Raw genomic sequence first — 15,818 nt, forward strand, 5'->3', positions numbered from 1 at the left:
GCCTGCGCCAGGGCGCGCGCCTGCCGCAGGCGGGCCGCGGCCGCCTGCAGATCCTGGTTGGCGCCCAGCGCCTGGTGTTCGAGGCCGTCCAATACCGGGTCGGCGAAGACGCGCCACCACTGGCCGCGCTGCGCGTCATCGGCCGGCTGCGCCGGCTTCCAGTTGCCGGCTTCGCCGCTGGCCTCCTTGAACGACGCCGGCAGCGGCGCATCGGGCCGCTGCCACGGCTGCTCCACCGAGCACGCCGCCAGCAGCGCCAGCATGGCGGCGCCGGCCGTCAGACGTGGCAAGCGGACTCCCCTGGTCGCTGGCTGTTGTTTCATTTTTTGTTTCATTTCTTGATTCATTGGCTGCCTCATCACGCTACCTTTGGATAATCAGTGCTATGCGGCGCATCCTTCTGCGCCACATGTATCTTGCCGCCCGCGACCGTGCGCAGCACAACGTAGAACACCGGCGTCAGCATCAGGCCGAACAGCGTCACCCCCAGCATGCCGAAGAACACCGCCACGCCCATCGCCTGGCGCATCTCCGATCCCGCCCCGGTGGACAGGACCAGCGGCACCACGCCCATCACGAAGGCGATCGACGTCATCAGGATCGGCCGCAGGCGCAGACGGCTCGCTTCGATGGCGGCAGCCATCGGCGTCAGGCCGTCGTGTTCCAGTTCGCGTGCGAACTCGACGATCAGGATCGCGTTCTTTGATGCCAGCCCCACCAGCACCATCATGCCGATCTGGGTGAAGATATTGTTGTCGCCGCCGGTCAGCCACACCCCGGCCAGCGCCGACAGCACGCTCATCGGCACGATCAGGATCACCGCCAGCGGCAGCGTCAGGCTTTCGTACAAGGCCGCCAGCACCAGGAACACCAGCAGCACGCTGATCGGGAACACCCACATGCCGGCGCTGCCGGCCAGCACCTGCTGGTAGGTCAGGTCGGTCCACTCGAACTTGACGCCTTTCGGCAGCACCTCGGCGGCCACGCGCTCGGCCGCCGCCTGCGCCTCGCCGGACGAATAGCCGGGCGCCGGGCCGCCGTTGATGTCGGCGGCGGTGTGGCCGTTGTAGCGCACCACCGACACCGGGCCATAGGTCGGCGTCACCGTGGCCACCGCGGCCAGCGGCACCATGTCGCCATGGTCGTTGCGGGTTTTCAGTTGCAGGATGTCGTCGGCGTTCTGGCGGAACGGCGCATCCGCCTGCACCCGCACCTGGTAGACGCGGCCAAAGCGGTTGAAGTCGTTGACATACAGCGAGCCCAGGTAGGTCTGCATGGTGCTGAAGACGTCGGTGACCGGCACGCCCAGCTGCTTGGCCTTGACCCGGTCCAGCTCCAGGTTCAGCTGCGGCACATTGATCTCATAGTTGGAGAACATCGGACCGAGTTCGGGACGGCTGGCGGCGCGCTGGACAAAAGCCGCCTTGGCCCGGTTCAACGCCTCGTAGCCGACCGCGCCATGGTCCTCCAGCTGCATCTTGAAGCCGCCCAGGGTGCCGATGCCAAGCACCGGCGGCGGCGGGAACACGGCGATGAAGGCGCCCTTGATGCTGCTGAACTGCTTGTTCAGCGCGGCCGCGATGGCGGCGGCCGACAAGTCCTTGCCCCGCTCGCGGAAGGGCTTCAGCGGCACGAACACCACCGCCGCATTGGAACTGTTGGTGAAGCCGTCGACCGACAGGCCGGGGAACGCCACCGCGTGCGCGGCGCCGGGCTGCTTCATGACGATCTCGCCCATCGCGCGCGCCACCTGCTCGCTGCGGTCCAGCGCCGCGCCATTGGGCAGGCGGGCAAAGGAAATCAGATACTCCTTGTCCTGCGCCGGCACGAAGCCACCGGGCACGCTGCGCGTCACCAGCACGGTCAGCCCGAGCAAGGCGGCGTACAACAACAGCATGCCGCCCTTGTGCGCCAGCGCGCCCTGGACGCCACGGCCGTAGCGTTCCGAGCCGCGCCGGAACACCCGGTTGAACCAGCCGAAGAACGGCCCCAGCACGCGGTTCATGGCGCGCGTCAACGCGTCCGGTTCGGCGTCGTGGCCGCGCAGCAGCAAGGCCGACAGCGCCGGCGACAAGGTCAGCGAATTGAACGCCGAAATCACCGTCGAAATGGCGATCGTCATCGCGAACTGCTTGTAGAACTGCCCGGTCAGGCCGCTCATGAAGGCCAGCGGCACGAACACCGCCACCAGCGTCAGCGCGATCGCGATGATGGGCCCGCTCACCTCCTGCATCGCCTTGTAGGTGGCGTCGCGCGCGCCGAGACCGGCGGCGATGTTGCGCTCGACGTTCTCCACCACCACGATGGCGTCGTCGACCACGATGCCGATCGCCAGCACCATGCCGAACAGCGACAGCGCGTTGATCGAAAAGCCGAACGCCAGCAGCAGCGCGAAGGTGCCGACGATCGACACCGGCACCGCGATCAGCGGAATGATCGAGGTGCGCCAGGTCTGCAGGAACACGATGACCACGACCACCACCAGCGCGATGGCTTCCAGCAGCGTGTGGATCACCGCCTCGATGCTGGATTTGACGAAGCGGGTCGGGTCGTACACGATGTCATAGGTCACATCGGCCGGAAAGTCGGCGCTCAGCTCCTTCAGCGCGGCGCGCACGTCGTCGGCGATCTGCAAGGCGTTCGCGCCCGGCGTCTGGTTGATCGACAGCGCGATGGCCGGCTTGTTGTCCAGCATCGAGCGCCGCCCATACTCGGCGGCGGCCAGCTCGATGCGGGCGATGTCGCGCAGATAGGTGACCGCGCCGTCGGCGCTCTTGACCACGATGGCGCCGAAGTCCTCTTCCGTCGACAGGCGGCCGCGCGCATTGACCGACAACTCCAGCGGCGCGCCGGGCACCGAAGGCGCGGCGCCCACCACGCCGGCGGCGACTTGCACGTTCTGCTCGCGGATCGCCGCCACCACCTCCATCGCCGTCAGCTTGCGCTGCGCGATCCTGGCCGGGTCGAGCCACACCCGCATCGCATAGTCGCCGGCGCCCCACAACTGCACCTCGCCCACGCCGCGGATGCGCGCCAGGCGGTCGCGCACATGCAGCAGCGCATAGTTGCGCAGATAGGTGATGTCGTAGCGGCCGTTGGGCGACAGCAGGTGCAGGAACATGGTCACCGTCGGCGAGCTCTTGGCGGTGGTCACGCCCAGCCGCTGCACGTCCTCCGGCAGGCGCGGCAAGGCCTGGTTGACGCGGTTCTGCACCAGCTGCGCCGCCAGGTCCGGATTGGTGCCGAGCTGGAAGGTTACCGTCAGCGTCAGGTTGCCGTCGTTGGTCGATTGCGACTGCATGTACAGCATGTTTTCCACGCCATTGATTTTTTCCTCCAGCGGCGCCGCCACCGCCTCGGCGATCACCTTGGGATTGGCGCCCGGATACTGCGCATGCACGATCACGGACGGCGGCACCACTTCCGGATACTCGGCGATCGGCAGCTGGAACAGCGCCACCAGGCCGGCCAGCAGGATGATGACCGACAGCACGCCGGCGAAGATCGGCCGGTCGATAAAGAACTTGGAAATATTCATTCGGCTTTGCCCTCTGCCCGCGGAGCGGCGGCTGGCGTCCCGCCCATGGCCACCAGATGCGCGCGCACCCTGGCGTCCGGCTGGACGCGCTGCGCGCCGTTGACGACCACCCGCTCGCCGGCCTGCAGGCCGCTGCTGACCACCCGCAGGTTGCCGCGCAGCGCGCCCAACTGCACTTCGCGGTAGACCGCGCGGCCCTGCGCATCGATCACGTATAAAAATTTCTTGGTCTGCTCGGTGCCGATGGCGGCGTCATCGACCAGCAGCGCGGCGTGCGGCGTGCCGCCGCCCATGCGGATGCGCGCATACAAGCCCGGCACCAGCAGCCCATCGCTGTTGTCGAAACGGGCGCGCATGCGGATCGTTCCCGACGAACGGTCGACGCGGTTATCGACCGACTGGATCGTCCCGGCACGCGGATAGCCGTTCTCGTTGCCCAAGCCCAGCTCGACGCCGACCTTGCCGCCCTGCCGGGCATGGCCGATGTATTGCAGATAGGTCTGTTCGTCGGCGTCGAACTCGGCGTAGATGGGCGACACCGAGACGATCGACGTCAACGGCGCGGCGCCGTTGTCGGCGCTGACGATATTGCCCAGCGTGATTTCAGCGCGCGAGATGCGGCCGGCGATGGGCGCGACGATGCGCGTATGCTCCAGATTGATCCGGGCCAGCGCCAGCGCGGCGCGCGCCGATTGCAGGTTAGCGGCGGCCTCGCGCGCGGCGTTCTGCTTCTCGTCGTAGTCGCGCCGGGCGATGGCGTTGTCGCCGATCAGGCGCTGCGCGCGCTCGCCGTCGCGCTGCAGGTAGTCGGCGCGCGTTTGCGCCGCCGCCAGCAGCCCGCTTGCGCGGTCGACTTCGGCCTGGTAAGGACGCGGGTCGATCACGAACAGCAGCTCGCCCTTTTGCACCAGCGCGCCGTCGCGGATGTGCACCGCGACGATGGCGCCGGACACCTGCGGCCGGATATCGACCTGCTCGACGGCGGCCAGCCGCCCGGAATAGGATTGCAGATCGGTGATGGTTTGTTGCAGCACGGCGGCCACATCGACCTCCGGCAAATCGGCGGACGACGATGGCGGCGGCGTGCCGGCGCGCAGGACGCCATAGGCGCCCAGTCCGGCCACGGCGGTCAGCAGCAGCGCGGCCGACGCCCGCCTGGAACGGGAAAGAGGAAAGACTGACATGAGGATTTCACCAGATAGTTTCGGTGCCGAAATTCTGATCCAGGTGGTCGGCGGCGCAAAGGACGCAGATCCCTCGTTTCTGGTCATCCCGCAAAACAGGAAAAAAGTGACGCGAAACGAGGGAAATATGTCATTGCGGACAAAGCCTTTCTGTAGCAGAATCGCCCCATGGACATCAGCAACGACACCACCAGCGGCGCCTGCATGCCGCACGACGGCCCACCGGCAAACGCGCGCGACATCGCTTTTCTGGTCTACCCCGGCTTCCAGATACAGGACTTGAGCGGACCGTTGGCGGCGTTCGAGGTGGCGGGCATCACGGAGGGCGCATGCCGCTACCGCTGCAAGGTTGTCTCGTTGGCGGGCGGCGCGGTCTGCAGCTCATCCGGCCTGGAGGTGATGACGCGCAAGATCCGCACCAAGCCCTACGACACCCTGGTGGTGGTGGGCGGCTCGATGCTCACCGATCCCTTGCTGCTGCCCCGGATCTCCGAGCAGTTGAACCGCGCCGCCATGCGCGGCGGCCGTCGCATTGCCAGCGTCTGCACCGGTGCGTTCCTGCTGGCCGCCGCCGGCCTGCTCGACGGCCGGCGCGCCACCACGCATTGGAAGTACGCGGCGCGGTTGCAGCGCCAGTTCCCCAAGGTGAGAGTGGAAGGCGACCGCATCTTCACCAGGGACCGGGGCATCTGGACCTCGGCCGGCGTCACCTCGGGCATCGACCTGGCGCTGGCCATGATCGAAGACGACCTGGGCAGCGAGGTCGCGCGCGACACCGCGCAGATGCTGGTGGTGTATCACCGCCGTCCCGGCAACCAGTCGCAGTTCTCCGCCATGGCCGCGATGGAACCGGAATCGGACCGCATCCGCCAGGTATTGAGCTATATGCGCGACCACCTGGCGCAGGAACTGTCGACCGAGCACCTGGCGTCGGTGGCCTGCCTCAGTCCGCGTCAGTTCGGACGAGCATTCCTGGCCGAGACCGGCGAGACGCCGGCCAAGGCGGTCGAACGGTTGCGCGTTGAAGTGGCGCGACTCAAGGTCGAACGCAGCGCCGAGCCGATCGAGATCATCGCCCGCAGCGCCGGCTTCGCCGACCCCGAACGGATGCGGCGCGCCTTCATCCGTGTCACCGGCCACCCACCGCAAAGCATCCGGCGCATGGCCAGCCACGCCTCGTAGACAAGGCAAAAAGAAAAGCCCCTGAATCAGGGGCTTTTTCTCATCAATTTGCCAGGCAGCGCCAGCCGCTACGGCCTAGAGCATCATTCCCACTCGATGGTCGCAGGTGGCTTACCGGAAATGTCATAAACGACACGGTTGATACCGCGCACTTCGTTAATGATGCGGTTGCTTACCTTGCCCAGCAGTGCGTGCGGCAGGTGCGCCCAGTGTGCCGTCATGAAGTCCTGCGTCTGCACCGCGCGCAGCGCCACCACGTATTCGTAGGTGCGGCCGTCGCCCATCACGCCCACCGACTTCACCGGCAGGAACACGGCAAACGCCTGCGAGGTCGCGTCGTACCAGTTCTGCGGCACGGCGTCCTGGTCGAAGCCCGGCACGATAGTCGCTTCGTATGGCGTGTTGCGCAGCTCTTCGATGAAGATGGCGTCGGCCTGGCGCAGCAGGTCGGCGTATTCCTTCTTCACTTCGCCCAGGATGCGCACGCCCAGGCCCGGACCTGGGAACGGATGACGGTAGACCATGTCATGCGGCAGGCCCAGCGCCACGCCCAGCTTGCGCACCTCGTCCTTGAACAGTTCGCGCAGCGGTTCCAGCAGCGACAGTTTCATGTGTTCCGGCAGACCGCCCACGTTATGGTGCGACTTGATGGTCTGGCCCTTCTTGCCCTTGCCGGCCGACTCGATCACATCCGGGTAGATGGTGCCTTGCGCCAGCCACTTGGCGTTGACCAGCTTGCCCGATTCCTTGTCGAACACTTCGACGAATTCGCGGCCGATGATCTTGCGCTTCTGCTCCGGATCGCTGACACCTTTCAGGTGGCCCATGAACTGGTCTTCCGCATCGACGCGGATGACTTTGACGCCCAGGTTGTTGGCGAACATGTCCATGACCATCTTGCCTTCGTTCAGGCGCAGCAGGCCGTGGTCGACGAATACGCAGGTCAGCTGGTCGCCGATGGCGCGGTGGATCAGCGCGGCCGCCACCGACGAATCGACGCCGCCCGACAGGCCCAAAATCACTTCATCGGTGCCGACCTGGGCGCGGATCTTCTCGACCGCTTCCGAGATGTAGTCCGGCATGTTCCAGTCCGATTTGCAGCCGCAGATTTCGTGCACGAAGCGGCTCAGCATGACCTTGCCCTGCACCGTGTGCGTCACTTCCGGGTGCCATTGCACGCCGTAGAAGCTTTTCTCTTCGTTGGCCATCGCGGCGATCGGGCACGATGGCGTGTCGCCCATCAGCACGAAGCCTGGCGGCATGTCCAGCACCTTGTCGCCGTGGCTCATCCAGACCTTCTGCATGCCGTGGCCTTCGTCGGTGACGAAGTCGACGATGCCGTCGAGCAGTTTGGTGTGGTTGCGCGCGCGCACTTCGGCGTAACCGAATTCACGCACCTTGCCGTTTTCGACCTTGCCGCCCAGCTGCGCCGCCATGGTCTGCATGCCGTAGCAAATGCCCAGCACCGGCACGCCCAGTTCGAACACGGCGTCCGGCGCGCGCGGCGCATCGCCTTCCAGCGTCGAGCTGTGGCTGCCCGACAGGATCACGCCGGCGGCGCCGTAGTTGCGCACGAACTCGTCGCTGACGTCATACGGGAACACTTCCGAGAACACGCCGGAATCGCGCACGCGGCGGGCGATCAGCTGGGTCACTTGGGAGCCGAAATCGAGAATGAGGATTTTAGAATGCATGGAGTCAACCGATGAAGAGGAGAATAGAAAAACGCCGGCGGTGGACGCCGGCGTTGCAAGGACTTGTTTAGTCGCCGGAACGGTAGTTCGGCGCTTCCTTGGTGATTTGCACGTCGTGTACATGCGACTCGCGCATGCCGGCCGAGGTGATCTCGACAAACTCGGCTTTGTTACGCAGTTCGTCGATGGTGGCGCAGCCGCAGTAGCCCATCGACTGGCGCACGCCGCCGACCAGCTGGAAGATGATCGCCAGCACCGAGCCTTTGTAGGCGACGCGGCCTTCGATACCTTCCGGCACGAACTTGTCGGCCTTCATGGTGGCGTCCTGGAAGTAGCGGTCGGCCGAACCGTCCGACATCGCGCCCAGCGAACCCATGCCGCGATACGACTTGTACGAACGGCCCTGATACAGGATCACTTCGCCTGGCGCTTCTTCAGTACCGGCAAACATCGAGCCCATCATCACGGTCGAGGCGCCGGCTGCCAGCGCTTTCGAGATGTCGCCCGAGAAGCGGATGCCGCCGTCGGCGATGCATGGCACGCCGGTGCCTTCCAGCGCTTCCGCCACGTTGGAGATGGCGGTGATTTGCGGCACGCCCACGCCGGCGACGATACGGGTGGTGCAGATCGAGCCAGGGCCGATGCCGACCTTGACCGCGTCCGCGCCGTATTCCACCAGTGCTTTGGCGGCGGCGGCGGTGGCGATGTTGCCGCCGATGACGTCCACGTGCGGGTACTTGGTCTTGATCCACTTCACGCGGTCGAGGATGCCTTGCGAGTGGCCGTGGGCGGTGTCGACCACCAGCACGTCGACGCCGGCCGCGACCAGCAGGTCGATGCGCTCTTCGTCTTTCGCGCCGACGCCGACCGCGGCGCCGACCAGCAGCTTGCCCTGCGAGTCTTTCGACGCCAGCGGGTGCTCGGTGGATTTCTGGATGTCCTTGACGGTGATCAGGCCGCGCAGTTCAAAGGCGTCGTTGACCACCAGCACGCGCTCCAGGCGGTGCTTGTTCATCAGGCGCTTGGCTTCGTCGCGGTCGGCGTCTTCCTTGACCACCACCAGCTTTTCGCGTGGGGTCATCTTGGCGCGGGCTTCGGCGTCCAGTTCCTGTTCGAACCGCAGGTCGCGGTTGGTGATGATGCCGACCACTTCCTTGCCTTCAACGACAGGGAAGCCGGAAATGCCGTATTGCTCGGTCAGTTTGATGACGTCGCGGATCTTCATGGTTGGCGGGATGGTGATCGGATCACGCAGCACGCCGGCCTCGAAACGCTTGACGCGCGCTACTTCACGGGCCTGATCTTTCGGATTCAGGTTCTTGTGAATGATGCCGATGCCGCCCTCTTGTGCCATGGCAATCGCCAGGCGCGCCTCGGTGACCGTATCCATCGCTGCCGACAGCAGAGGGATGTTCAGGCTGATATTGCGAGTCAGACGGGTTTTGAGGGACGTATCCGCAGGCAGAACGTTGGAGTACGCTGGGACGAGCAGCACGTCATCGAATGTGAGTGCTTTTTGAAGTAGACGCATAGCATTTCCTATAGGCGCAAAGCGGCATTATACAGGGATCGTGATTAATTGTCTGCAACTTCCCGAGCCATAGGTGGATTCTCATGATTCTATCTAAAAAAGACAGGTCTGCGGCGGTCCGCATAGCACAACCACTAGGTGCGCGAAAGTCGAACGTTCGAGCCGAGTCAAGCCAGACGAAGAGAAATAAATCATCGACGCTCCGCCAGCCGGGCTTTTAATCGTCCTCGCCAACAAAAAAAAGCCGCCCTCAGGCGGTCTCTTGTAGTCAGGTGATTCGGGCGCGCTTTTGACGCCGGCGCGCAACGGCGCCAACCAGGCCCAACCCGGCCAGCAGCATGGCGGAGGTCTCTGACTCCGAAACCGGGGACAATCCGTCATTAAACACGATCTTATCCAGCCCAAACTGTCCTTTACCTGTTTTAAAGGCGTTGCACGATCCCGAGACGTTGCAATAGTACCCATAGAAAAACAAGTCCGTCACTACGCCTGTAGTCAGGGTTCCGCTACCACCGAGGAACAGGGACGGGAGATTTGTGATATCAGTGAATTCACCGGTGCTCGGAAGACGATAGGCGTAGGTTGCATAACTCCCATCGGCGCGGTCTACGTCGACCGCGAAGTAAAGCCCGTTAGCTGGCACCGCATCCACCGGAGGAATATAGGCTGCAGAGACACCGCCAAATACCAGAGGTTGACCATCCGTTCTCGAAACATGCACCAAGGCATCGTTATAAGTGCTCAAGAAATTCGTGCTATTGCCCGCTGGGCAACTGCCATTAAGGCAACTGCCTGGATGTGAGCCATTCGAGAGTAATCCCAGGGGTCGGACCACATTCTTGATGTCTTGCATCTCGATGGTGTAGATGCCTTGCGTAATGTAGTCGCCCGTACTCAACACCGGTGCCGATGGCGTTGATGTCATATTGATGTGCTCAAAATCGATGACCGTGGCGGAGGCCGAGGCGCTGGAAAATACCGCAATCAGGCCCGATAACAATTGTGCACCCCAGGATTTCATACGCTAACTCCCTTAAAGTTTCGCGCATTAACGCGCTATCAATACAACAATATATTTTATATTAATAACAATAATGAAGGTTGTATGTAGCACAAAAGTGCTACAGCTTCGTGCTTGCATGTCACACGACAACCGGGCTCATTCCCTGCCTTGAGCCATGGGGAACTCAAACGCAATCAGCCTACTTGTCCTCAAGGAGAAAAAAATCGGCTGCAAGAACCAAGACGGCTCGCTGATCATAATATGATAGTCATTCTTCCAGACCTAACTCAGGCAATGACATGACCGAACCCCACGATTTGTACCGTCGCCATCTCGTCAAACTCCTGTCCAGCACGCTGCTGCTGCCGCTGGCCGGCGGCAACCGCGCTTCCGCTGCAACGGCGACCTTTGCTTATCCCGGGCTGGAACCGGCGTTCGACGCCGCAATCAAAGGGCTGGATCTGGTCGAAGACCTGCGTTTCGGCAGCGCCGCCAAGGCCGGTGGTTCGCCGGTCGCCGTCGCGGTAAAAACCCTCGACGACCTTGAAAACCTGTTCAATCCGCTGGAGGGCGACTTCAATGCGTCCGGCAGGCACGTCGGCGGCGCCGGCCCCAGCACCATCAACAGCGAAGTGCAGCGCTACGCAACCACCTTCAACGATCAGAATCACGTGCTGGAGGCGGACGGCCTGCGTTTGCAGGCCGTGCTCAACGGCGGACATTTCGACTCCTACCTGCGCGGCAACATCGCCACGGGACTGGCCAGCGGCGGCTTTTCCGCCGGCGCGGAAGGCGCATCGCTGCCGACCAGGCTGGCCGACATCGGGCTGACCGCGGCCGATCTCGCCAGCATCGAGGTGGGAACCTGCGTCGTCGGTGGCGGCCCCAGCGGCATCTCGGTGGTGGCCGCCAAGGATGCGGCTGCCGGTACCGTCACGTTTGAAGCGGTCAGCTCGGGCATCAAGGAAGGCTACAAGGGCAACTGGCACGTCACCTTCACCCGCTTCGCCTTCGCCCGCGTGGCGGCCGACGTCGCCAATGGGATGACCAGCGCCGTCAGGTTCAAGACGCCGGTGGCTTCCCCTGTCGCGCCGGGCATGTTCGCGCTGGGCGTCAAGTGCGCGCCCGGCTATCAGAACAATCCGATGGCCAATGACCGCGCCCGGGTGGTGTCGGTTTCGCCGGACCGCCTGAGCGTGACCTTCGACCGGCCGCTTGGCCTGGGCGCCCTGAGCCCCAACAGCGCTGACGGCGTGCTGTTCATCCCCGGCCTGACGTCGGGACAGATCTGGAGCAAACGCGCCTACGGCCCGCAGCGGCCGAATCAGGAGGTGCAGGCGCTGCAGGTGGAGTTCACCATGCCGGCGATGCCGCCGTTTGCCGGCGCCGCCTACACCAAGAAGGCGATCGAGGCCGCCATGGCCGGCGCGCCGGGCACGGCCTGGGGCTACTGGCCTGCGGTGTGGCTGTACACCTTCAACCCCAACGGCCTGGCGCGCAGCCCCGGCGAGCCATGGGTCGAGCTCGACATCCTGGAAATCTTCACGAATTTCCAGCGCGGGCAATCGGTCTGGACCGGCGCCCTGCACAACCAGCCCTATACCCGCCAGCGCGCCCTGAAACAGGCCGGCACCAATCGCGCACGCAACGGCGGCACCTGGCTGCCCACCGTCGTCAACCGCGAGACCTTGACGCCGGACGCCATGAACCTGATGCTGGCCGAGCCGCTCACCTCCGGGACCAGGCATACGGTGGGCGTGATCTGGACCCGCGACAAGGTGCTGCATTATGTCGATGGCGTGCCCGTCGCGGAGTCGAACTGGGTGGCGCCCGCCAAATATCCGCACCAGCTCGGCATCAACCTGGCCTGCGGTTCGCTGGCCGGCAACTACGCCGGCGCCCTGTTCTTCCCGCAACAGGATAGCCAGGCCAGCAGCCAGTTCCTCAAGATCCATTCGATCAAAAGCTGGGAACTCGGTTGACAGTTGCCTTGAATCATGGCGAAATCTGCGGATGCCTTACTGGAGCGCTTTATGAATCACCGCAACGCACTGCTCGCCGCCGTGCTGCTGGCCGCCTCATCGCTGGCCACGGCGCAATACATCTGGATCGACGACAAGGGCGTCAAGCAGCTGTCGGACCGGCCGCCGCCGCCGAACATCCCGGAAAAACGCATTTTGAAAGCGCCCGGCAAGCCGATGTTCAATCCGTATGCGCCGGCCGACACGGCGCCGGCCAGCGCCGAGGCCGCCCCGCCCTCCGCCACGCTGGCCGAGCGCAACGCCGACTTCGCCAAGCGCAAGCTGGAAACCGCCGAGGCGGCCCAGCGCGCCGCCGACCAGGCCCGCAACAAGGCGGCGCAAGTCGCCAACTGCGACGCCGCCCGCAAGAACCAGCAGGCGCTGGACCAGGGCATCCGCCTCACCACTTTCGACAAAAACGGCGAACGCGGCTACATGGACGATGCCCAGCGCGAGGATTTGCGTAAAAACACGCAAAAAGTGTTGGCCGATTGCAAATAGATGCTCTCTCTTTCGGCCCGGCTGCCGTATGATATCGCTATCAGTATCAATCTTTAGCGAATAGCACTAATGACGAAGACTCAAGCGGGCAAGAGCCGCGCCAGCGGCCGCATCACCCTGGCGATGGTGGCGGACAGGGCCGGCGTGGCCACGATGACCGCCTCGCGCGCCATCACCCAGCCGGACATGGTGTCGCAAGCCCTGCGCGACCGCGTCGAGAAAGCCGTGGATGAACTCGGCTATGTGCCGAACCGCGCCGCCCGCGCGCTGGCCTCGTCGCAGTCGAAGGTGATCGCGGTGCTGGTGCCGTCGCTGTCGAACGCCGTGTTCACCGAGGTGCTGGCCGGCATCCAGGACGCGCTGGACGCCGACGACTACCAGATCCTGATCGGCAACACCCGCTATTCCGACAAGCAGGAAGAAAAGCTGATCGGCACCTACCTGCAATCGAACCCGGACGGCATGCTGCTGTCGGGCCTGACGCACAGCCCGCGCGTGCAGCAAATCCTGACCACCTCGCGCGTGCCGGTGGTGTCGATGATGGACATGTCGACCGATCCCGACCAGATGACCGTCGGCTTCTCGCAATTCCAGGCCGGCCACGCGATGACGCGCTACCTGCTGGACAAGGGCCACAAGCGCATCGGCTTCATCGGCGCACAGCTCGACGAACGGACGCTGCGCCGCGCCGAAGGCTACCGCAAGGCCATGCAGGAGGCCGGCCTGGCCGACCCGAAACTGGAAGTGATGGTCGGCGAACCGTCCACCATCGCGCTCGGCGCCGAGCTGCTGGGCCGCATGCTGGCGCAGGCGCCCGACTGCGACGCCATTTTCTGCTGCAACGACGACCTGGCCCACGGCGCCATCTACCAGTCCCAGCGGCGCGGCATCGCGGTGCCGTCGCAACTGGCCATCTGCGGCTTCAACGACCTGCCCGCCTCGGCCTGGATGAATCCGTCGCTGACCACCATCGGCACGCCGCGCTACCGCATCGGCTACGAGGCGGCCACGCTGCTGCGCGCGGTCATCAAGGGCGAAGCGCCGGCCACGCGCCAGATCGACCTCGGCTTCACGCTGATGGCGCGCGAAAGCGCCTGATCCCTCGGCGACGCCCGCTGCTGCGTCGCAACATCGATAGTGCTTTACAAATTTTTCAATCCGTCTAAACTCGCTGGAACTGTTAGCGCTATCATTCATATGCAATCAACTACCTACGACAGGCAAACACGCTGGGTCATCATGGGCGTCAGCGGCTGCGGCAAGAGCTCGGTCGGGCTGCAACTGGCCAGCGCGCTGGAAGTGCCCTTCCTCGAAGGCGACGCCTACCACTCCTATGCCAACGTGGCCAAGATGACGGCCGGCGTGCCGCTCACCGACACCGACCGCGCCGACTGGCTGCGGGCGCTGCACACGGAAATCCGCGACGCGCGCCTCAGGCACAGCGGCCTGGTGCTGTCCTGCTCGTCGCTGAAGCGCAGCTACCGCGACCTGCTGCGCAGCGCCGATCCGGCGTTGCGCTTCGCCCACCTGGCCGGCCCGCGCGAACTGATCGCCGCCCGCATGCAGGCGCGCAAGGACCATTACATGCCGACCGCCTTGCTCGACAGCCAGCTGGCGACGCTGGAACCGCTGCAGGACGACGAGGCCGGCATGGTGCTCGACATCGCCCAGGAGCCGGAGGCGCTGGTGCGCCAGATCCTGCATACTTGATGGCGACGCAGTTACCGCTATCAAATCAGCTTCTCCCCGAGGTGGCAGGAACGGCCATTTCGTTCAGGCAGTGATACCCTTGCTGCCTGCTTTTACATGCGCATGAAGACGACCGTGAACAAACAACTGACCTGGCGCGAAAAAATCAGCTACGGCGTGGCCGACATGGGGTTCAATTTCTATTGGACCAACATCGCCACCTACCTGCTGTTTTTCTACACCGACGTGTTCGGCATCTCGGCCGCCGCCGCCGCGTCGATGATGTTCACAATCAAGCTCATCAACGCCTTCACCGATCCCATGATCGGCGCCGTGGCCGACCGCACCGCCACCCGCTGGGGCAAGTTCCGTCCTTATCTGGTGTGGGTGCCGCTGCCGCTGGCCTGCGCCGCCGTGCTGACCTACACCACGCCGGACCTGTCGCAAGGCGGCAAGGTGTTTTGGGCCTACGGCACCTATCTGGCCATGATGGTGTGCTACACCTGCATCAACATTCCCTACAACGCCCTGTCCGGCGTGCTGTCGGCCGACGCCCAGGAGCGCTCCACCGTCAACGGCCTGCGCTTCATCTTCGCCTTCGGCGGCGGCATGCTGGTGACCTCGGCCACGCCATGGCTGGTGCACACGCTGGGCGCCGGCAACGCCCGGCTCGGCTGGCAACTGACCATGCTGGCGTGGAGCGCGCTGGCGTCCGTGCTGTTCGTGCTGACGTTCCTGAACACGCGCGAGCGTATCGCGCCGTCCCCGGCGCAGAAGAGCAATATCTGGCAGGACGTCGGCGACCTGGCGCACAACCGGCCGTGGATCGTGCTGTTTATCCTGGCGCTGGTCATCATGATCACCATCACGCTGCGCACCACCAGCGCCGCCTACTATTTCAAGTACGTGGTGCAGCGCGAGGACCTGATGTCGGGCTTCGTGCCGGCCTACATGGGCGCGGCCGCCGCCGGCGCCTCGCTGACGCCGCTGATGACGCGCTTCGTCGACAAGAAGAAGCTGATGATGATCCTGATGAGCATCACCGCCGTGCTGTCCTCCGCCTTCTTCTTCGTGCCCAAGGACCAGGTGTGGCTGATGTTCGCGCTGCAGATCGGCATGGGCCTGGCGCTGGGACCAAAGTCGCCGCTGGCCTTCTCGATGTACGCCGACACCGCCGACTACAACGAATGGCGCACCGGACGACGCGCCACGGCGATGACCTTTGCCGCCGCCACCTTCTCGCAAAAGCTCGGCACCGCGATTGCGGTGGCGGTGATCGGCTCGCTGTTCACCCGGCTGGGCTACGTGGCCAACGCCGCGCAGAGCGAAGGCTCGCAGGCCGGCATCGTCTGGCTGATGTCCTTTATTCCGGCCGCCTTCGCGCTGTTCGCGGTGGCCGTGATGTTCTTCTACAACCTTGATAACAACAAGCTGCTGCAGATTCAGGCGGATCTGGAAGCGCGCAAATCCTGACG

At 64.4% G+C, this 15,818-nt stretch carries 11 protein-coding genes and 1 pseudogene; 6 read left to right on the plus strand and 6 right to left on the minus strand.

The features are described from left to right. The 3 genes and pseudogenes from GJ695_RS18840 to GJ695_RS18850 form a co-directional block, all read right to left on the minus strand. A pseudogene (locus tag GJ695_RS18840) lies at positions 1 to 263 on the minus strand (RND transporter); the annotation flags it as partial. A 95-nt stretch (positions 264 to 358) separates the two neighbouring features. Continuing rightward, positions 359 to 3,538, minus strand: a complete 3,180-nt coding sequence (locus GJ695_RS18845; RefSeq protein ID WP_154367407.1) for an efflux RND transporter permease subunit — start codon at positions 3,536 to 3,538, stop codon at positions 359 to 361. Continuing rightward, a complete protein-coding gene (locus GJ695_RS18850; RefSeq protein WP_154367408.1) occupies positions 3,535 to 4,722 on the minus strand; it encodes an efflux RND transporter periplasmic adaptor subunit in 1,188 nt (395 codons plus the stop codon). Before GJ695_RS18850 ends, GJ695_RS18845 begins: the two co-directional genes overlap by 4 nt. A gap of 204 nt (positions 4,723 to 4,926) precedes the next feature. Here GJ695_RS18850 and GJ695_RS18855 point away from each other — a divergent pair, with 204 nt between their 5' ends. Further along, positions 4,927 to 5,904 (plus strand): GlxA family transcriptional regulator, encoded by a 978-nt coding sequence (locus GJ695_RS18855; protein ID WP_154367561.1) that lies wholly within the window; start codon positions 4,927 to 4,929, stop codon positions 5,902 to 5,904. Positions 5,905 to 5,987: 83 nt separating this feature from the next. Here the strand turns inward: GJ695_RS18855 and guaA are convergent, their stop codons facing one another. From guaA to GJ695_RS29835, 3 genes are all read right to left on the minus strand, one after another. Continuing rightward, complete coding sequence (guaA, locus tag GJ695_RS18860; RefSeq protein WP_154367409.1) at positions 5,988 to 7,598, minus strand: glutamine-hydrolyzing GMP synthase; 1,611 nt, start codon at positions 7,596 to 7,598, stop codon at positions 5,988 to 5,990. A 67-nt stretch (positions 7,599 to 7,665) separates the two neighbouring features. Next, positions 7,666 to 9,129 (minus strand): IMP dehydrogenase, encoded by a 1,464-nt coding sequence (gene guaB / locus GJ695_RS18865; RefSeq protein ID WP_154355683.1) that lies wholly within the window; start codon positions 9,127 to 9,129, stop codon positions 7,666 to 7,668. Between the two features lie 268 nt (positions 9,130 to 9,397). Continuing rightward, positions 9,398 to 10,150: an NF038120 family PEP-CTERM protein gene (locus GJ695_RS29835; RefSeq protein ID WP_208023413.1), complete on the minus strand. Its 753-nt coding sequence runs from the start codon at positions 10,148 to 10,150 to the stop codon at positions 9,398 to 9,400. Positions 10,151 to 10,431: 281 nt separating this feature from the next. On the opposite strand from GJ695_RS29835, the gene GJ695_RS18875 reads away from it, so the two are divergent. The 5 genes from GJ695_RS18875 (at position 10,432) to GJ695_RS18895 (ending at position 15,816) form a co-directional block, all read left to right on the plus strand. Beyond that, positions 10,432 to 12,114, plus strand: coding sequence for a LamG domain-containing protein (locus GJ695_RS18875; RefSeq protein ID WP_154367410.1), 1,683 nt, complete (start codon positions 10,432 to 10,434; stop codon positions 12,112 to 12,114). 51 nt (positions 12,115 to 12,165) lie between these two features. Then, entirely contained in the window at positions 12,166 to 12,654 is a 489-nt protein-coding gene (locus tag GJ695_RS18880; RefSeq protein ID WP_154367411.1) for a DUF4124 domain-containing protein, read from the plus strand. Positions 12,655 to 12,723: 69 nt separating this feature from the next. After that, complete coding sequence (gene gntR / locus GJ695_RS18885; protein WP_154367413.1) at positions 12,724 to 13,752, plus strand: HTH-type transcriptional regulator GntR; 1,029 nt, start codon at positions 12,724 to 12,726, stop codon at positions 13,750 to 13,752. A 99-nt stretch (positions 13,753 to 13,851) separates the two neighbouring features. Beyond that, complete coding sequence (locus GJ695_RS18890; RefSeq protein ID WP_229260514.1) at positions 13,852 to 14,364, plus strand: gluconokinase; 513 nt, start codon at positions 13,852 to 13,854, stop codon at positions 14,362 to 14,364. Between the two features lie 114 nt (positions 14,365 to 14,478). Then, on the plus strand, positions 14,479 to 15,816 hold the full coding sequence (locus GJ695_RS18895) for an MFS transporter (protein WP_371866574.1): 1,338 nt from the start codon (positions 14,479 to 14,481) through the stop codon (positions 15,814 to 15,816). Positions 15,817 to 15,818 lie beyond the last annotated feature (2 nt).

The organism is Duganella alba (assembly GCF_009674495.1).
GTDB lineage: Bacteria > Pseudomonadota > Gammaproteobacteria > Burkholderiales > Burkholderiaceae_D > Rugamonas > Rugamonas alba.